This is a genomic window from Achromobacter sp. ACM04 (assembly GCF_014851465.1).
Taxonomy (GTDB): Bacteria; Pseudomonadota; Gammaproteobacteria; order Burkholderiales; family Burkholderiaceae_B; genus Achromobacter; species Achromobacter aegrifaciens.
Genome location: NZ_JACUZS010000004.1, coordinates 1 through 17,726, shown reverse-complemented (window position 1 = coordinate 17,726; position 17,726 = coordinate 1). Strand labels below are relative to the sequence as shown.

The following is a 17,726-nucleotide window of genomic DNA, read 5'->3' as shown; positions in this document are numbered from 1 at the left end:
GAGCGCTGATGGTCCTCATCGGGCTGGGGGCGATCTACGGTGGCACCGACTATCACATCGGCACCCTGAGTCACATGGGGCCGGGCTTTTTTCCCGCGGCGCTCGGCGGCCTGTTGGCGCTGACCGGCGTGCTGATCGCCATCTCGGCGCGCTCGGGTGAATCGTCCGCGCCTGCGCCCGGCGACGGCCATGTCCACGGCCTGCCGGACTTCCGCGGCGGCGCCTGCATCCTGCTGGGCATCCTGGCTTTCCTGCTGCTGGGTCATTACGGCGGTTTGCTGCCTGCCACGTTCGCCATCGTTTTCATTTCGGCGCTGGGCGACCGCAACAACACGATCAAGCAGGCTCTGCTGCTTTCGATCGCCATGACCGTCATCGCGGTCGTCGTCTTCTGGTGGGCGCTGCAGCTGCAGCTTCCGCTGTTTCGCTGGGGTTGAAGCGCCATGATTTCGCAATCCTTGATGGACCTCTGGTACGGCTTCGGCGTCGCCTTCCAGTGGCATAACCTGATGTGGTCGTTCTTCGGCGTGCTGGTGGGCAACCTCATCGGCGTGCTGCCCGGCATGGGCGCGCTGTCGGCCATTTCCATTCTGCTGCCGCTCACCTACGTGATGCATCCGGTGCCGGCCATCCTGATGCTGGCCGGCATCTTCTACGGTTCGCAGTACGGCGGCGCCATCGGCGCGATCCTGCTGAATCTGCCTTCGCATCCGCCGCACGCGGTCACCTGCCTGGACGGTTATCCGCTGACCAAACAAGGCAAGGGCGGAACGGCGCTCGGCATCACGATGATCTGTTCGTTCTTCGCCGCGTCGGTGGGGATCATCGTCATGATCTTCGCGTCTCCGCTGCTGGTCGAAGTCGCGTTCAAGTTCGGTCCCACCGAGATCTTCTCGATCATGTTGCTGGGCCTTTTGGCCGGCGCCACCATGTCGCGCGGCTCGCCGCTCAAGGGCGTGGCGATGACCTTGTTCGGCCTGATGTGCGGCGTGGTGGGTACGGACGTGAATACCGGCACCATCCGCTTTTCGTTCGGGCTGCTGGACCTGTCCGACGGCCTGGAGCTGGTGGCGATTTCCATGGGCCTGTTCGGCGTTGCCGACTTCCTCATGAGCGTCAACCGCATGACCATCATCGGCAGCGGCGCCAAGCTGCGCCTGCGCGACATGCGGCCCAGCAAGCAGGAGCTCAAGACCGCCTTCTGGCCTATGGTGCGCGGCACGGCGGTAGGCACGCTGTTTGGCGCCATGCCCGGCACCGGTCCTACCATCACCACCTTCGTGGCCTATGCGCTGGAGCGCAAGATCTCCAAGACGCCCGAGAAATTCGGCACCGGCATGATCGCCGGCGTGGCGTCGCCGGAAGCGTCCTCGCACTCCAAGACGCAGGTCGACTTCATCCCCACGATGAGCCTGGGCATCCCCGGCGACGCCGTGATGGCGCTGATCCTGGGCGCGCTGCTGATCCAGGGCATCCAGCCCGGCCCGCAACTGATCACCGAGCATCCGGACATCTTCTGGGGCCTTATCGCCAGCTTCTGGGTGGGTAATGTGCTGCTCATGGTGCTGAACGTGCCGCTGATCGGCGTGTGGGTGAAACTGCTGCAGGTACCGTACCGCTATCTGTTCCCGTCGGCGCTGTTCTTCATCGCGGTGGGCGTGTTCAGTACCCAGAACAGTCTCTTCCAGATCTGGGAAGTGCTGGCTTTTGGTGTGATCGGCGCCATCCTCATGACGCTGGAATTCTCGGTTGCGCCCATCCTGCTCGGCTTCGTGCTCGGCCCCATGGTCGAAGAGAACTTCCGCCGGGCGTTGCTGCTGTCGCGCGGCGATCTGGCGGTGTTTGTGGAGCGCCCGATCAGCGCGTGGTTCATCGGTGCGAGCGCCTTGCTGGTCCTCCTGCAGGTGTGGGCCTTCCTGCGCCGCAACAAGAACAAGGGCAAAGGCAAGCCCGAGGTGCCGCAGGCGGCCTGAGCGCTTTTCCGTTTGCCTGCACGCGGCCCGGCTACATGCCGGGCCGTTTGATTTGTGCGGCGGCATCCCTCATGCTTGAGGCTTCCCCAGTCTGCACACAGAGCCACCATGCACATACTCTTTGCCTGTCCCCACCATGATCCCGCCGCCTGGGTTCCGCTGCTGGAAGCCGCCATGCCCGGATGCCGCATTTCCGTGTGGAACCCGGACGGCCCGCCTTCGGGCGCGCAGGCGGCTCTGGTGTGGCGTCCGCCGGCCGAACTCTTCAAGCACGAGACCGGCCTCACCACGCTGTTCAACCTGGGCGCGGGCGTCGACGCCTTGCTGAAGATGCCCGAGATCCCGCCGCAGGTGCGCATCGTCCGTCTGGAAGACGCGGGCATGTCGGTGCAGATGGCGGAATACGCGCTGTACGCGTTGCTGCGCGTCGCGCGCGATTTCGAAGCTTTCGATCATGCGCAGGCGCGGCAACACTGGGATACCCGCGAAGGCTCGCGGCAGGCGGACTGGCCGGTGGGCGTGCTGGGCCTGGGGCAGGTGGGCGCCAGAGTCGCTCAGACGCTGGCCGAATTCGGCTACCCCGTGGCGGGCTGGTCGCGCACGCCGCGCGAAATTCCCGGCGTCGAGACCTTTGCGGGCGCGGCCGCCTTGCCGGCGTTCCTGGCCCGCACGCGCTTCCTGGTGAACGTGCTGCCGCTCACGCCGGACACCGTTGGCATCCTCAACCGCGAAACGCTGTCGCAGTTGCTGCCGCATGCGCATCTGGTCAACGTGGGCCGGGGCGAACACCTGGTCGAGGATGACCTGGTGCAGATGCTCGAAGAAGGCGAAATCGACGGCGCCACGCTGGATGTGTTCCACACCGAACCCTTGCCCAAGGACCACGCGTTCTGGCGCGATGCGCGGGTGCACGTGACTCCGCACATCGCGGCGCGCACCTTGCGCGATGAGAGCATTCGCCAGATCGCAGGCAAGGTCGCGCAGTTGCAGCGCGGCGAAGCCATCACCGGCGTGGTCGACCGCTCGCGCGGCTACTGAGCCGGCGGCAGCGGGGCTTTTTCCAGCCGCTGGTACATGGCGGGCAGGCGCTCCGACAGGAAATCGAGCAGGGCGCGCACGGCGGGCATCATGCCCCGCCGCGACGGATAGATGCAATGCACGATGCCCTCGGGTGACTGCCATTGCGGCAAGACCTGCACCAGCTGGCCGCGCCGCAGCTGTTCATGCGTGGCGATCGAGGGCAGCAGGGCGATGCCGCGGCCCCGCACCGCGGCTTCGGTCAGCACGATGAAGTCGTTGCATGACAGCTGCGGTTTCAATTCCACATGCACTTCCTCGCCCTTGTCGTTGCGCAGGGGCCAGCGCACTTCGTTTTGCGGATCACTGAAGCTCAGTGTGGTGTGCGTGGCGAGGTCCTGCGGCGTGTCGGGCGTGCCATGGCGCTGCAGGTAGCTGGGGCTGGCGACCAGTGTGCCGCGCGCGGTGCCGAAGTGACGCACGACCAGTTCGGCGTCGGTATCCAGCTTGGTGCGCACGCGCAGCGCCAGGTCCACGCCCTCGCGGATCAGGTCCACGCGGCGGTTGGTCACAAGCAACTGCACCGACACGGCGGGCCAGGCGTCCAGGAACTCGGGCAGCAGCGGCGACAGCACGTCCTGCGCGATGGATACGGGGCAGCTCACGATCACGGGGCCGGTGGGTTCGGCCTGCAACTGCCGCATGGCGTCGTCCGCCGCGCGCGCCGATGCGGCCATTTCGCGGCAATAGTGCAGATAACGTTCGCCCGCCGAGGTCAGGCGCAAGCGGCGCGTCGTGCGTTGCAGAAGGCGCACGCCCAGGCTTTCCTCCAGGTGCGAGATCCGGCGCGACAAGCGGGATTTCGGAATGTCCAGCACCCTGGCCGCGGCGCTGAACCCTCCCTGTTCGACTACCTGGGAGAAGTAGTAGAGGTCGTTGAGATCTTGCATGATTGTTCTATTCCTGGAACGAATAGTTCATCATAACCGGATTTATGTGAACAATTAACCCGTCTACAGTGACGCCATGCACTCGGGATCTGATCAAAGCCTACGGATCCTGACCGCCCGCAGCGAGCGGGCCCTCACTGGAGAAATTTGCAATGAAGACCCTGGTTATCCTTTCCTCTATTCTCGGCGATCGTTCCAACAGCAAGCAATTGGCCGATCACCTGATCAACCGCGTCAAGGCGTCTAATCCGGCCGCGGCCATCAAGGTCCGCGACATCGGCGCCCAGCCCATCCCTTACTTCGACGGCAACACCGCCGGCGCCCTGTTCACTCCGGCCGATGCCCGCAGCGTGGACCAGCAACGCCTGGTTGAGATGAGCGACGCGCTGGTAGCCGAATTGATGGATGCCGATCGCATCGTCTTCGCCGTTCCGGTCTACAACTTCAATATGCCCGCTCAGTTCAAGAGCTATCTCGATCATCTCGCCCGCGCCGGCGTCACCTTCCGCTATACCCCCGAAGGCGTGCCGGAAGGCCTGGTCAAGGGCAAGCAGGTGTTCGTGCTGACCGCCCGCGGCGGCAAGGCCGAAGGCACGCCTTCGGACACGATGACGCCTTACTTGCGCCAGATGCTGGCCTTCCTGGGCATGACCGACGTCACCTTCATCGCCGCCGAAGGCATGGCCATGGGTGAAGTGGCCGCGCTGGAAGGCATGGCGCAGGCCAAGCAGCGCATCGACGCGCTGCTGCCCGCTGCGCAGCAGGACAGCCTGGCTGCGTAAGCGCAGGCGTCCAAAGCAAAAGGCGAGCCTTGCGGCTCGCCTTTTTTCTTGCCGCGAGGGCAGGGCTCAGTCGCGCAGGCGCTTGATCAGGCTGGAGGTATCCCAGCGGCCGCCGCCCAGCTTCTGGACGTCGCCATAGAACTGGTCCACCAGGGCCGTCAGGGGCAGGCGCGCGCCATTGTGGCGGGCTTCGGCCAGCACCAGGCCCAGATCCTTGCGCATCCAGTCCACCGCGAAGCCGAAGTCGAACTTGTCGTCGACCATGGTGCCGCCACGGTTTTCCATCTGCCAGCTCTGCGCCGCGCCCTTGCTGATCACGTCCAGCACCAGCTTCATGTCCAGGTCGGCAGCCTGGCCGAAAGCGATCGCCTCGGACAGGCCCTGCACGACGCCTGCGATGCAGATCTGGTTGACCATCTTGGCCAGTTGGCCGGCTCCGGGCGGGCCCACCAGCGTGACCGCGCGGCCGAAGCTCTGCGCCACGGGCTTGATCGCATCGAACACGGCTTGTTCGCCGCCGCACATGATGGTCAACACGCCGTTGACCGCGCCTGCCTGTCCGCCGGATACCGGCGCGTCGACGAAATTCAGGCCCAGCTCCTTGGCCTGCGCGTAGAGTTCGCGCGCCACGTCGGCGGATGCGGTGGTGTGGTCGACGAAGACCGCGCCGGGCGTCATGCCGGCGAAAGCGCCGTCGGGGCCCAGCACGACGCTGCGCAGGTCATCGTCATTGCCGACGCAGGCGAACACGATCTGCGCGCCGGCCACGGCTTCGCGCGGCGTGGCTGCGCTCTTGCCGCCGAATTCGGCGACCCAGGCCTGGGCCTTGGCGGGCGAGCGGTTGTAGACCGTGACGTCGTGTCCTGCGCGCGCCAGGTGGCCGGCCATGGGCAGGCCCATCACGCCCAATCCGAGGAAAGTGACTTTCTGGGCTACGACAGCGTCGTAGCTCTTGGTACCGATCGTTGCCATGCAGGGGACTCCGCTTTATGTGATTGGGGCCGTCAGGCGTTGACGCCTGTAAACAGGCCCTAACCTTAACGCAATCAAAAGCCCGCGGCGAGTCCATCGCGCCGGCTGTCGCTGGCGCTGACATATCCGTCCACGGCCGGGTCGCCCAGGCGCCAGATGAACTGCCCCGATCCGAAGTCCATGTAGGGATCCGCCATGCTTTCGAGCACATGGCCGCGGGCGCGCAGTCCCTCGGCAACGGCCGCGGGCAGGCCGGCCTCCGCGTCCAGCGACAGTCCATGATTCCATTTCCAGCGAGGCGCGTCGCAGGCGGCCTGCGGCTGCTGGCCATAGTCCAGCATCCGGACCAGCGTCTGCACCTGCCCCTGGGGCTGCATATTGCCTCCCATGACCCCGAAACTCATGACGGGTGCGCCATTGCGCATCAGGAAGCCGGGGATGATGGTGTGGAAGGGGCGCTTGCCGCCCGCCACCGCATTGGCGTGGCCAGGGTCGGTGCTGAAGCAATGGCCGCGGTTCTGCAGGCTGACGCCGGTGCCCGGCACCACCACGCCGGAGCCGAAGCCCATGTAGTTCGACTGGATGAAGCTGACCATCATGCCGCACTTGTCTGCGGCCGTCAGGTAGACGGTGCCGCCGCGCGGCGCGTGGCCGCTGGCGTGGGGCTGCGCCGCATCGGGGTCGATCAGGCGCGCGCGCTGCGCCAGATAGTCCGCGGCCAGCATCTGTTCGGGCGTGACCTGCATGTGCTGCGAGTCGGCCACGTGCGCGTAGACATCGGCAAAGGCCAGCTTCATCGCCTCGATCAGCAGGTGCTGCGTTGCAGGGTGATCCACCGGGCGTGCCGCCACGTCGAAGTTCTGCAGGATGCCCAGGGCGATCAGGGCGGCGATGCCTTGGCCGTTGGGCGGAATCTGATGCAACGTGTGGCCGCGGTAGCTTTGGCTGATCGGCGTCACCCACTGCGGCGCGTAATCGCGCAGATCCGCCAGCGTCAGCGCGGCGTCGTGGGCTTGGGCATGCGCCACCAGCTTGTGGGCGGTCTCGCCTTCGTAGAAGTCCCGGCCGCCGCTGGCCGCAATGCGCTTGAGCGTGGCGGCCGCGCCTTGAAGCACGAAGTGCTCGCCGACCTGCGGCGCGCGTCCGCGAGGCAGGAAATGCTCGGCGAAGCCCGGCTGCGGTTGCAGGAGGTCGGCTTGCGCCGCCCACTTTTCCTGCACGATGGGCGACACCGCAAAGCCGCGCTCGGCGTATTCGATGGCGGGTGCAAGCACGTCGGCAAAGGACAACCGGCCCAGCTTTTCGTGCAGGGCGGCCCAGCCCGCCACGCAGCCCGGCACCGTCACGCTGTCCCAGCCGCGCATCGGGATGGCGCCCTGGTGCTTGCGCCGGAAATAATCCATGTTCCAGGCTGCCGGCGCCGTTCCCGAGGCATTCAGTCCATGCAGCTTGGACCCGTCCCAGATGATGGCGAAACAATCCGATCCCAGCCCGTTGCTGACCGGCTCCGTCAGGGCCAGCGTGGCGGCCGCGGCGATCGCCGCGTCGACAGCGTTGCCGCCTTGCGCCAGGATCCGCAAGCCTGCCTGGGCGGCCAGCGGTTGTGACGTGGCGACCACGTTGCGTGCGAACACGGGGCGGCGGGTGGTGGGATAGGGGTTGTTCCAGTTGAAATTCATCTCGAATCATCGCGTGGGGTAAACCCCTAGCTTACCGTACGCGAACTGCGTTTGAACATAACCCGTATTGAGTTGTATTGATTCGTAGCGTTTATCGGACTGGATGCCGGACGCGCAAAGAAAAACCCCCGGGCGGAACCCGGGGGTTTTCAGGGCGAGACTGCCGCAGCGGGGCGGCAGGCTGGCTTTAGTCTTCTTCGACGAAGGTCTCTTCGCGCTTCTTGCGGATCGCCGGCAGGGCCACCAGGATCACCAGGAAGACGGCGACGGCCAGCAGCGAAGCCGACAGCGGACGCGTCACGAAGGTCGTGAAGTCGCCGCGCGACAGCAGCAGGGCGCGACGGAAGTTCTCTTCCATCATGGGACCCAGCACCAGGCCCAGCAGCAGCGGTGCGCCTTCGCACTTCAGCTTGGACCACACGTAGCCGATGATGCCGAAGATGGCGGTGGTGAAGATGTCGAACGTGTTGTAGTTCAACGAGTACACGCCGATCGTGCAGAACACCAGAATCGCCGGGAACAGGATGCGGTAGGGCACCTTCAGCAGCTTGACCCACAGGCCGATCAGCGGCAGGTTCAGCACGACCAGCATCAGGTTGCCGATCCACATCGAGGCGATCAGGCCCCAGAACAGCTCCGGGTGGCTCGTCATGACTTGCGGGCCGGGCTGGATGTTGTGGATGGTCATCGCGCCGACCATCAGCGCCATCACGGCGTTACCCGGGATGCCCAGGGTCAGCAGCGGGATGAACGAGGTCTGGGCAGCAGCGTTGTTCGCCGATTCCGGGCCAGCCAGGCCGGCCGGGTGGCCCTTGCCGAAGCGTTCCGGATTGCGCGAGATCTTCTTTTCCAGCGTGTAGGAGGCGAACGACGACAACACGGCGCCACCGCCAGGCAGGATGCCCAGGGCCGAACCCAGAGCTGTGCCGCGCAGCACAGCGGGGGCGGCTTCCTTGAATTCCTGCTTGTTGGGGTACAGCGAGCCGATCTTGTCGGTGATGTCGACGCGGTTTTCCTTCTGCTCGAGGTTGGTCATGATTTCGGCGAAGCCGAACACGCCCATGGCCACGATGGCGAAGTCGATGCCGTCTTGCAGTTCGGGGATGCCGAAGTCGAAGCGGGCGACGCCCGAGTTCACGTCGGTGCCCACCATGCCCAGCAGCAGACCCAGCAGGATCATCGCGATGGCCTTCGGCAGCGAACCCGAAGCCAGCACCACGGCGCCGACTAGGCCCAGGCACATCAGCGAGAAGTACTCGGCCGGGCCGAACTTGAACGCGACTTCAGCCAGCGGGGGCGCGAAGGCGGCCAGCAGCAGCGTGGCCACGCAGCCTGCGAAGAACGAACCCAGCGCAGCGATTGCCAGCGCGGCGCCCGCGCGGCCGTTGCGGGCCATCTGGTGGCCGTCCAGCACGGTCACCACCGCGGACGTTTCCCCTGGCAAGGCCACGAGAATTGCCGTTGTGGAGCCGCCATATTGGGCGCCGTAGTAGATGCCTGCCAGCATGATCAGGCCGGCCACCGGGGGCAGCACGTACGTGATCGGCAGCAGCATTGCGATGGTCGGGACAGGGCCGATGCCCGGCAGCACGCCGATCAGCGTGCCCAGGATGCAGCCCAGCAGGGCATAGGCCAGGTTCTCGGGCGTGAACGCCACCGAGAAGCCCAGCATGAGGTTGTCAAACAATTCCATGGCCGAAGGCTCCTTAGTTCATGCCCAGAAACGACGGCCACAGCGGGAAAATCAGCCCCAGCCCCTTGACGAATGCCAGATACGAGAACACCACCAGGAAGATCGCGTTGGCAACGGCGACCTTCAGGCTGAACTCATGGCTGGCCAGGCTGCTGACGACAACCAGAACGAACACCGAGATGTAGATGCCCAGCAGCTTGAGGATGAAGCCGTAGAGCACGACCGATCCGACCACCAGGAACACGATGCGCCAGTCGAACTTGTCGACGTGGGTTTCGTGCGCCTTCTTGGACATCGAGCCAAGCAGCACGATGGCGCCCAGCAATGCCAGAACAATGCCTAGCCAGAAAGGAAAATACCCTGGGCCCATTCGGGCGGCAGTACCCATTTGGTAGCTGCTGGCCTGCCAGGCGAATCCCAGTCCAAGGGCGATGAACATCACCCCCGACCAGAAGTCCTGTCGATTGCGTAGCTGCATGATTGGTTGGCTCCTGTTTACAGCATGTAGATAAAAAGGTCTGTGGCCAATCCCGCCGACAGGCGAGTGACAGGCACAAAAAAGGCACTTCAGGGTGCCATTTGTTCTTATGAAAGGTAAGGCTGGGATTCTTGAAAGGGCGAATGGTAATGGACGCCCGCCACGCTGCAAACCCTGTAAGGTCGGTGAAAGGCTGGGGTTTTCCCTAGAATTCGGGAACTCCCGACCCCGAGTTGTAACGGGTCAGGAAGTTTGAGGGCTTTTTGAAAGCTAAGTGAAAGTTTATAGAAAGAAAGACGAAAGCAGGATCGGCCGGATGCGTGGCTTTCGAATGAGGCAGGAATAAATCCTACTGAATATTGCCGGGTTTCTCACCTTGCGTGAAGAGACCCCGTTCAACTCAGGATGGTTTACGATAGCGCCCATGCTGCAAGATCTAGACCAACTCGCCGCCCGCATAGGGCAACTGGTGCAACGCACCCGGCAACTCCACGCAGAGCGTGACGCGTTGCGCCAACGCCTGAACGAAACCGAAGCTGAGCAGCGTGTGCTCAAGCAGCGCGCCGCCGAGCGCGAGGCCGAAATCGTCACGCTCCAGAGCAAGCTTCAGGATCACGACGGCGCGGTCACCTCCATGCTCGAGCAAGCCCAGCAGGCCGAGGCCGCGCTGCGCGAGCAACTGGCCCGCGAAACCTCCGAGCGCCAGTCTCTCGAATCGCGTTTCTCCGCCCGTGAAACCGAATTGCAAGGCAGCTTGCAGACCCGCGACACCGAATTACAGCGCTTGCGCGTGGCCGCCGCATCGGCCCGCGAGCGCATTGACGCCGTGCTGGCCCGCTTGCCGGGCGCACCGTCTGGAGAGCAACACTGATGGAACGCGTAGATGTCACCATACTGGGGCGCGACTACTCTTTGGCGTGTTCCGCCGAAGAGAAGCCGACGCTGCTGGCCGCCGTGCGCCACGTGGACCAACTGATGCTGCGCATCCAGGGCACGGGCAAGGTCTCCAGCAATGAACGCATCGCCGTGATGGCCGCGCTGCAAGTCGCGGGCGAGCTGCTCGCCATGAAAGCGCCCGATGGTCCGCTGGGCGGTTTGGCGGTCGGCGACTTCAAGCGTAGAATCGAGGACATGAACGCAGTACTCGATGACGCCTTGTCGGGTCAGGAAAAGCTGCTCTGACAGTTCATATAGCAGTACTCAAGTATTTTCAGTTTGTCCCTGCCGTGTTCGTGACTAGGCCATACATTCTCTGAACCTATGTCTTATGGCATATTGGTTGCGGGAGTGCAGAGCTGGAGTGATCGTCTCCTGTAGACGAACCCGACGCTCTTCGGAACGCGACCACCTTGAACCTCAGGGTTCGAGATGCCGGCCTTGACGGCACAGGCGGGGCATCTATCCCAGCGGGCCTGCCATAAGAGCAGGTCCGCCTCGGGCGCCTCACCACTCCCCTTCGTCCTCCCTCTAGGACCAGCCCATGTTCAAACACCCTGTTTTCTCGCTGACCAAACTCGGCGCAGCGTGCGCAGCCGTGGCCGCTCTGAGCGCCGCGCCGCTTGCCCATGCGCAGACCCAGGCGCCCGCCGCCGCGACCGAAGCGTCGGCCAGCCGCGCGCCCGAACTGACTCTGCAGGCCAATGCGTCTTCTGAAGTCAAGCAGGACACGGTCCGCATTTCCTTGTCCGCCGAAGTCGAGGCGCCCGACCAGCCCGCCGCAGGCAAGAAGCTGAGCGCGGCCTTGGACGACGTGGTCAAGCGTGCGCGCGACGTCAAAGGAGTGGAAGTGCGCACTGGCGGCTACAACGTCTGGCCGAACACTTCCAGCAAGGGCAAGATCGGTTCCTGGCGCGGCCAGGGCGAAGTGATCCTGGAATCCAAGGACTTCGAAGCCGCGGCGGCGTTGGCGTCCAAGCTGTCGGACAAGACCGCCATCTCGAATATCAGCTTCCTGCTGTCGCGCGAAGTGCGCGAGGCGGAAGAGCGCAAGCTGCTCAAGGAAGCCGCGCAAGCCTTCAAGGACCGCGCGCTGGCCGCAGCCAACGCCTTCGGTTTCTCGGGCTACCGCCTGTCCAAGCTGGAACTGGGCGGCTCGGGCGGCCCCGTGCCGATGCCGCGCATGATGGGCGCCGCGGCCATGGCCAAGGATGCCTCGGGCGGCTATAGCCCGGACGTCCCGCTGGAAGCGGGCAACGTCACGGTCAGCATCGCGGTCAACGGGACGATCGTTTTGCAGTAAGGCTGAACATGATGGCGCCCAGGGCGACCATCGGCACGGACAGCCACTGTCCCATGCTCAACCCGCCCGCGAGCAGGCCCAGGAAGTTGTCCGGCTCGCGGGTGAATTCCACCAGGAAGCGGAACGTTCCGTAACCCATCAGGAAGAGCCCGCTCACCTGGCCCAGCGGGCGCGGCTTGCTCGAAAACCACCACAGCAGCGCGAACAGCACGATGCCTTCCAGGCCCAGCTCATAGAGTTGCGAGGGGTGGCGCGCCAGTCCGTCGCCGCTGCCCGGAAACACCATGGCCCACGGCACATCGGTGGGCCGGCCCCAGAGTTCGCCATTGATGAAGTTGCCCAGGCGGCCAAAGCCCAGCCCCAGCGGAATCAGCGGCGCGATGAAATCGCTGACCGCGAAGAATGGCAGCTTCTTCTTGCGTGCGAACAGCAGCATCACCACGATTACGCCGATCAGCCCGCCATGGAACGACATGCCGCCCTGCCACAGGTACAGCACTTCCAGCGGATGGGACAGGTAGTAAGAGGGCTTGTAGAACAGCACATAACCCAGCCGTCCGCCCAGCACCACGCCCAGCACGCTATAGAAGATCAGGTCTTCCAGATCCTTCACGTTCAGTGACGTGGTGTGGCCGGAGGTGATGCGGCGGCGTCCCAGCAGGTACACCAGGGCGAAGCCCACCAGGTACATCAGTCCGTACCAGTGGATGGCAAGCGGCCCGATCTGCAGGGCGACGGGGTCAAATTGGGGATATTGCAGCATGTTCTGCCCGACACAATAAAGTTGAATGATAATAACCGGCGAACATTGAAGATTCGCGCGCAAGCGAGCCAGTTCCCCCGGGGCGGTTGCCATGTCCGAGCCCCGGCGGCCGACAGGAGACAGACCATGCCGCACAACGATCGTTCCCGCCACATCACCCACGGTGTCGCGCGCGCGCCCAATCGCGCCATGTATTACGCGCTGGGCTATCAGGAAGCCGACTTCGAAAATCCCATGATCGGCGTGGCCAACGGCCATTCGACGATCACGCCATGCAATAGCGGCCTGCAGCGCCTGGCCGATGCGGCCATCGATGCGATCCGCGCGTCACGGGCCAATCCCCAGGTATTCGGCACGCCCACCATTTCAGACGGCATGTCCATGGGCACCGAGGGCATGAAGTACTCGCTGGTCTCCCGCGAGGTCATCGCCGACTGCATCGAGACCGCGGCGCAAGGGCAGTGGATGGACGGCGTGGTGGTGATAGGCGGGTGCGACAAGAACATGCCTGGCGGCATGATCGCACTGGCGCGCACCAATGTGCCCGGCATCTACGTCTATGGCGGCACCATCAAGCCCGGCCACTACAAGGGCAACGATCTCACCATCGTCTCCGTCTTCGAGGCCGTGGGCGAATACACCATGGGCCGCATGCCCGAAGAAGATTTCAAGCAGATAGAGAAGTGCGCGATTCCCGGCTCCGGGTCCTGTGGCGGCATGTACACCGCCAACACCATGAGCTCCGCGTTCGAAGCCATGGGCATGAGCCTGCCATACTCCAGCACCATGGCCAACGAGGACGAAGAAAAGGTCACCTCCGCCGCGGAGTCTGCGCGCGTGCTTGTCGAGGCGGTCAGGAAGGGTTTGCGCCCGCGCGACATCATCACGCGCGAATCCATCGAAAACGCGGTGTCCGTCATCATGGCCACGGGCGGCTCCACCAACGCCGTGCTGCATTTCCTGGCAATCGCGCATGCGGCGGAAGTGCCGTGGACCATCGACGACTTTGAACGCATCCGCAAGCGCGTGCCTGTCCTGTGCGACCTGAAACCGTCCGGCAAATATGTCGCCACCGACCTGCATCGCGCCGGCGGCATTCCGCAGGTCATGAAGCTGCTGCTCAACGCCGGCCTGTTGCACGGCGACTGCATCACCATCACCGGCAAGACCATCGCCGAGACCCTGGCTGATGTGCCCGACGCTCCCAGGGCGGACCAGGATGTCATCATGCCGCTGGATCGCGCGCTGTACCCGCAAGGCCATCTTGCCATCCTGAAAGGCAATCTCTCTCCCGAAGGCTGTGTCGCCAAGATCACTGGCCTGAAGAATCCCGTCATCACGGGCCCGGCGCGCGTCTTCGATTCCGAGGATGACGCCATGACCGCCATCATGGCGCGCGAGATCCGCGATGGCGACGTGGTGGTCATCCGCTACGAAGGGCCGAAGGGCGGTCCCGGCATGCGTGAGATGCTTGCGCCGACCTCCGCGCTGGTCGGCCAGGGACTGGGCGAAACGGTGGGTCTCATCACCGACGGCCGTTTTTCCGGTGGCACCTGGGGGATGGTCGTGGGCCATGTCGCGCCGGAGGCTTTCGTGGGCGGCCCCATCGCGCTGATCCGCGAGGGCGATTCGGTTACCATCGATGCCCACAAGCTGCTATTGCAGCTCAATATCAGCGACGAAGAAATGGCGGCTCGTCGCCAGGCCTGGGTTCAGCCCCGGCCGCGTTATACACGCGGTGTGCTTGCCAAATTCGGCAAGCTCGCCAGCACCGCGAGCCGTGGGGCAGTTACCGATGCATTTGAAGAGTAGTCTGTTGTTGGCCGCCGCCTGCGTCCTGGGCGCGGGGGCGGCGCAAGCGCAAACCACCGGGTTGGACCTGGCCAAGAACAAGGCCTGTATGGCCTGCCACCAGGTCGAAGCCAAGCGTGTCGGCCCGCCGCTCAAGAGCGTGGCTGAACGCTATGCGGGGCAGGGCGACGCCATGGTCGATTACCTGGCAGGCAAGATCCGCGGCGGCGGTCGCGGCGCCTGGGGTGCCGTGCCCATGCCCGCGCAGACTCAGGTCAGCCCGGACGACGCCCGCGCGCTCGCCGAATGGATCTTGTCGCTGGCTCCGCCCAAGCAGTAGTCTTATTCTCTCGCGTTCCGCGCACGAAAGCCGGGACGCCAGGCCGTATTCCGCGGCCCTTTATCAGGAAGGAATCGTCATGGCAGAACAACCCTCTCCGGGCAATGAGGTCGCGGTACTTGGCGGCGGCTGCTTCTGGTGCGTTGAAGCGGTGTTCACCGAGCTGCGCGGGGTCAAGAGCGTGCTGCCCGGTTATAGCGGCGGGCATGTGGACAATCCCAGCTACGAGCAGGTCTGCGGCAAGGCCACGGGCCACATTGAAGTGGCCCGCATCGAGTTCGATCCCGCTGAACTGTCCTACAGTGACTTGTTGCGCGTATTCTTCGCGACCCACGACCCCACCACACCGGGCCGCCAGGGCAATGACGTCGGTCCGCAATACGAATCCGCCATCTTCTGGCAGAACGAGGGGCAGCGCGAGCAGGCCCAAGCCGTCATCGCCGAGGTCAATGCACAGCAGATCTACGATGCGCCCATCGTGACTCACGTGCTGCCGCCCGCCAAGTTCTGGCAGGCCGAGGACTACCACAGCAACTACTTCGCCCAGCATCCCGAGCAAGGCTATTGCCAATTCGTGATCGCGCCCAAGGTCGCCAAGTTCCGCAAGCAGTTCCAGGAGCGGCTGCAAAAGTAGCAGGCAAAAAAAACCTCACCACAAGGTGAGGTTTCAAAGCCAGCGCCGATGCCCGAGCACCGGGCGCTGGCGGGGGAAGTCTTTATTCGACGGTCTTCACCACGCCGCGGCGCATCTGGTCCAGTTCGATCGACTCGAACAGGGCCTTGAAGTTACCTTCGCCGAAGCCATCGTTGCCCTTGCGCTGGATGATCTCGAAGAAGATCGGGCCGATCTGGTTTTCGGTGAAGATCTGCAGCAGCAGGCCGCCGCCGGGGGCGCCGTCCAACAGGATGCGGTTCTTTTGCAGGCGCGCTACGTCTTCGCCGTGGTTCGGCAGACGCCGGTCCAGCAGCTCGTAGTAGGTTTCCGGCGTGTCCAGGAACACTACGCCGTTCTGGCGCAGCGCTTCGATGGTGGCGTAGATATCTTCGGTGGCCATGGCGATGTGCTGGATGCCTTCGCCACGGTATAGGTCCAGGTATTCCTGGATCTGGCCCTTTTCTTCCGTGCCTTCCTCGTTGATCGGAATGCGGATGTTGCCGCAAGGCGAGGTCATGGCCTTGGACTTCACGCCCGTCACCTTGCCCTCGATGTCGAAGTAGCGGACTTCGCGGAAATTGAAGAGGCGTTCGTAGAACTCTGCCCACTCGGCCATGCGGCCCTTGTGCACGTTGTGCGTCAGGTGGTCCACCAGCGTCAAGCCGGCGCCGCGGTGATTCAGGTCGGCCTGGGCGTTTTGCGGATCCACGGGAACGAAGTCCACGTCATAGATGCTGATGTCGCCAATACCGCCATGGCCGTCCTTGCCAGCCCAGCGGTCCACCAGGTAGATCAGCGAATCGCCGATTCCCTTGATCGCCGGAATGTTCAATTCCATCGGGCCGCTGTGCGAATCGAAGCCCCACGCGCCCAGTTCCAGCGCGCGCTTGTAGGCGGCGTTGGCATCTTGCACACGAAAGCCGATCGCACAGATCGACGGGCCATGCAGGCGCGCGAAACGCTGGGCGAAGGAATCCGGTTCTGCGTTGATCAGGAAGTTGACGCCGCCCTGGCGGTACAGGGTCACGTCCTTGTGGCGGTGCTTGGCGATGGCCTTGAAGCCCAGCAGTTCGAACACCTTGCGCAGCGCGGCGGGGTCCGGCGCGGCATATTCAATGAATTCGAACCCGGCGGTGCCCATCGGGTTGTCCCAGGGTTGGAAAGCGCTGCTCATAAGTCTGCTCCCTTGCATCGTTTTTAAGGACGACTTGTTCTTCAAGTCTAGACGGAGATTGTAGGAAGGAACGACGGGCAGACAATTGCAAACATGTCGCGAAAGCCAGTAGGTTGAGCAATAATATTGCCGGATAGAAAATATTAAGGGCTGAAAATGTCTGACATTGAGCTGGATAGGACAGATATACGGATTCTGGCCGAATTGCAGCGCGACGGCCGCCTCAGCAACCAGGAGCTGGCCGATCGTGTGTCGCTGTCGCCCAGTCCCTGCCTGCGGCGGGTCCGCAGACTGGAAGAGAAGGGCTTCATCAAGAAGTACGTCGCCCTGATCGACGCGAAGAAGGTCGGCCTGGGGCTGCTCGCCTACGTAAACATCCGTCTGAACAAGCACAGCGGATCCAGTCATGCTCCCATGAGCGACTTCGCACGCGACGTGCAACTATGGCCGGAGGTCGTGGAGTGCTATGCCATGTCCGGAGACATGGACTACCTGTTGCGTATACAGGTCGCCGACCTGGCGCATTTCTCCCGGTTCGCCATGGATACGCTGATGCGCCACCCTGCAGTGGTGGACATGCGTTCATTCTTCGCCCTGCAGCAGATCAAGGAAACCACGGAGCTCAGGCTCTAGCTATGGCTTTTCAGCCCCTCTCTATATATAGGTACCGCCCTCAGACGTTTGTCGTGGGGTGTCCAGGGCGAATGGTGCGTCCCCGTAAAGGATGCATCTTTTAAAAAAAGGGTGTCACCTTCGTATCCCGCCAAAATTCCGTGCTATAGTCTCGCTCCTTCGCGATTCGGGCAGTTTTGAAGCGTGAAGCCAAGCAGGCACACGGGTTGGCTAAGGGAAACCTAGCCGGCCTGCCGCCAGGTCAGCAGCGATGTTGACAGCGGTTATTGCAAGGGTTGCAGTAAATTAGGCAGAAGCCAGTTGCGTAATCTGCAAAAATCGTGCTATAGTCTTGGGCTTGGCTGGTGATGATTATTAAGGGTTTACCCTTATATCGCTGGTCATCCAGGCGGTAACCGATCTCAGATTCAAAGCGAAAGCGGCGGCGATGGGGTTGCTAGATAAGGTGCAAGTTAGGCAGAAGCCAGTTGCACAATCTGCAAAAATCGTGTTATAGTCTTGGGCTTGGCAGTTGCCGAAAACTTAGGGTTAACCCTGATATTTCGATAGCTGCTAAGAGAGGCAGGCCTGAAGAGGTCGCAAGCAAG

Annotated in this window: 18 protein-coding genes and 1 other RNA gene; 12 read left to right on the top strand and 7 right to left on the bottom strand. The window is 63.4% G+C overall.

The window, feature by feature from the left end:
• Positions 1-8: 8 nt before the first annotated feature.
• The 3 genes from IB259_RS21960 to IB259_RS21950 all read left to right on the top strand — a co-directional run bounded on the left by IB259_RS21960 (position 9) and on the right by IB259_RS21950 (position 3,011).
• Positions 9-437, top strand: coding sequence for a tripartite tricarboxylate transporter TctB family protein (locus tag IB259_RS21960; RefSeq protein ID WP_192330403.1), 429 nt, complete (start codon positions 9-11; stop codon positions 435-437).
• Between the two features lie 6 nt (positions 438-443).
• Positions 444-1,973: a tripartite tricarboxylate transporter permease gene (locus IB259_RS21955; RefSeq protein ID WP_042796392.1), complete on the top strand. Its 1,530-nt coding sequence runs from the start codon at positions 444-446 to the stop codon at positions 1,971-1,973.
• Positions 1,974-2,081: 108 nt separating this feature from the next.
• Complete coding sequence (locus IB259_RS21950) at positions 2,082-3,011, top strand: glyoxylate/hydroxypyruvate reductase A (RefSeq protein WP_119449438.1); 930 nt, start codon at positions 2,082-2,084, stop codon at positions 3,009-3,011.
• On the opposite strand, the gene IB259_RS21945 is transcribed toward IB259_RS21950, so the two are convergent.
• A complete protein-coding gene (locus IB259_RS21945; RefSeq protein ID WP_054458519.1) occupies positions 3,005-3,940 on the bottom strand; it encodes a LysR family transcriptional regulator in 936 nt (311 codons plus the stop codon). The two genes, IB259_RS21950 and IB259_RS21945, sit on opposite strands and share 7 nt — an antisense overlap.
• A 152-nt stretch (positions 3,941-4,092) precedes the next feature.
• On the opposite strand from IB259_RS21945, the gene IB259_RS21940 reads away from it, so the two are divergent.
• Positions 4,093-4,722: an FMN-dependent NADH-azoreductase gene (locus IB259_RS21940; RefSeq protein ID WP_054458522.1), complete on the top strand. Its 630-nt coding sequence runs from the start codon at positions 4,093-4,095 to the stop codon at positions 4,720-4,722.
• Between the two features lie 66 nt (positions 4,723-4,788).
• Here IB259_RS21940 and IB259_RS21935 read toward each other — a convergent pair whose 3' ends face one another.
• From IB259_RS21935 to IB259_RS21920, 4 genes are all read right to left on the bottom strand, one after another.
• A complete protein-coding gene (locus IB259_RS21935; protein WP_119449440.1) occupies positions 4,789-5,694 on the bottom strand; it encodes an NAD(P)-dependent oxidoreductase in 906 nt (301 codons plus the stop codon).
• A gap of 74 nt (positions 5,695-5,768) precedes the next feature.
• Entirely contained in the window at positions 5,769-7,373 is a 1,605-nt protein-coding gene (locus tag IB259_RS21930; RefSeq protein WP_175161287.1) for a gamma-glutamyltransferase family protein, read from the bottom strand.
• Between the two features lie 187 nt (positions 7,374-7,560).
• A complete protein-coding gene (locus tag IB259_RS21925) occupies positions 7,561-9,066 on the bottom strand; it encodes a tripartite tricarboxylate transporter permease (protein ID WP_054458528.1) in 1,506 nt (501 codons plus the stop codon).
• Positions 9,067-9,079: 13 nt separating this feature from the next.
• Positions 9,080-9,544: a tripartite tricarboxylate transporter TctB family protein gene (locus tag IB259_RS21920; protein WP_054458530.1), complete on the bottom strand. Its 465-nt coding sequence runs from the start codon at positions 9,542-9,544 to the stop codon at positions 9,080-9,082.
• A 424-nt stretch (positions 9,545-9,968) separates the two neighbouring features.
• Here IB259_RS21920 and IB259_RS21915 point away from each other — a divergent pair, with 424 nt between their 5' ends.
• From IB259_RS21915 to IB259_RS21900, 4 genes are all read left to right on the top strand, one after another.
• Positions 9,969-10,415 carry a hypothetical protein gene (locus tag IB259_RS21915; protein ID WP_054458532.1) on the top strand — a complete coding sequence of 149 codons (447 nt, stop codon included), beginning with the start codon at positions 9,969-9,971 and terminating at the stop codon, positions 10,413-10,415.
• Positions 10,415-10,726 (top strand): cell division protein ZapA, encoded by a 312-nt coding sequence (locus IB259_RS21910; RefSeq protein WP_006388757.1) that lies wholly within the window; start codon positions 10,415-10,417, stop codon positions 10,724-10,726. The genes IB259_RS21915 and IB259_RS21910 overlap by 1 nt, the downstream gene beginning before the upstream one ends.
• A 33-nt stretch (positions 10,727-10,759) precedes the next feature.
• A non-coding RNA gene (gene ssrS, locus IB259_RS21905) (6S RNA) lies at positions 10,760-10,944 on the top strand.
• Positions 10,945-11,024: 80 nt separating this feature from the next.
• Complete coding sequence (locus IB259_RS21900; protein ID WP_054458533.1) at positions 11,025-11,783, top strand: SIMPL domain-containing protein; 759 nt, start codon at positions 11,025-11,027, stop codon at positions 11,781-11,783.
• Here IB259_RS21900 and lgt read toward each other — a convergent pair.
• Entirely contained in the window at positions 11,758-12,546 is a 789-nt protein-coding gene (gene lgt / locus IB259_RS21895; protein ID WP_054458535.1) for a prolipoprotein diacylglyceryl transferase, read from the bottom strand. The genes IB259_RS21900 and lgt overlap by 26 nt on opposite strands.
• Before the next feature lie 126 nt (positions 12,547-12,672).
• Between lgt and ilvD the strand changes: the two genes are divergently transcribed.
• The 3 genes from ilvD to msrA all read left to right on the top strand — a co-directional run bounded on the left by ilvD (position 12,673) and on the right by msrA (position 15,311).
• Positions 12,673-14,358, top strand: coding sequence for a dihydroxy-acid dehydratase (gene ilvD, locus IB259_RS21890; RefSeq protein WP_054458536.1), 1,686 nt, complete (start codon positions 12,673-12,675; stop codon positions 14,356-14,358).
• Positions 14,342-14,677, top strand: a complete 336-nt coding sequence (locus IB259_RS21885; protein ID WP_054458538.1) for a c-type cytochrome — start codon at positions 14,342-14,344, stop codon at positions 14,675-14,677. The genes ilvD and IB259_RS21885 overlap by 17 nt, the downstream gene beginning before the upstream one ends.
• A gap of 79 nt (positions 14,678-14,756) precedes the next feature.
• Complete coding sequence (gene msrA / locus IB259_RS21880; protein ID WP_192330114.1) at positions 14,757-15,311, top strand: peptide-methionine (S)-S-oxide reductase MsrA; 555 nt, start codon at positions 14,757-14,759, stop codon at positions 15,309-15,311.
• 82 nt (positions 15,312-15,393) lie between these two features.
• Here msrA and hppD read toward each other — a convergent pair whose 3' ends face one another.
• The gene (hppD, locus tag IB259_RS21875) at positions 15,394-16,506 is read right to left on the bottom strand and encodes a 4-hydroxyphenylpyruvate dioxygenase (protein WP_054458542.1); all 1,113 of its coding nucleotides are present in this window, start codon (positions 16,504-16,506) and stop codon (positions 15,394-15,396) included.
• A gap of 156 nt (positions 16,507-16,662) precedes the next feature.
• On the opposite strand from hppD, the gene IB259_RS21870 reads away from it, so the two are divergent.
• Positions 16,663-17,139 (top strand): Lrp/AsnC family transcriptional regulator, encoded by a 477-nt coding sequence (locus IB259_RS21870; protein ID WP_054458545.1) that lies wholly within the window; start codon positions 16,663-16,665, stop codon positions 17,137-17,139.
• Positions 17,140-17,726 lie beyond the last annotated feature (587 nt).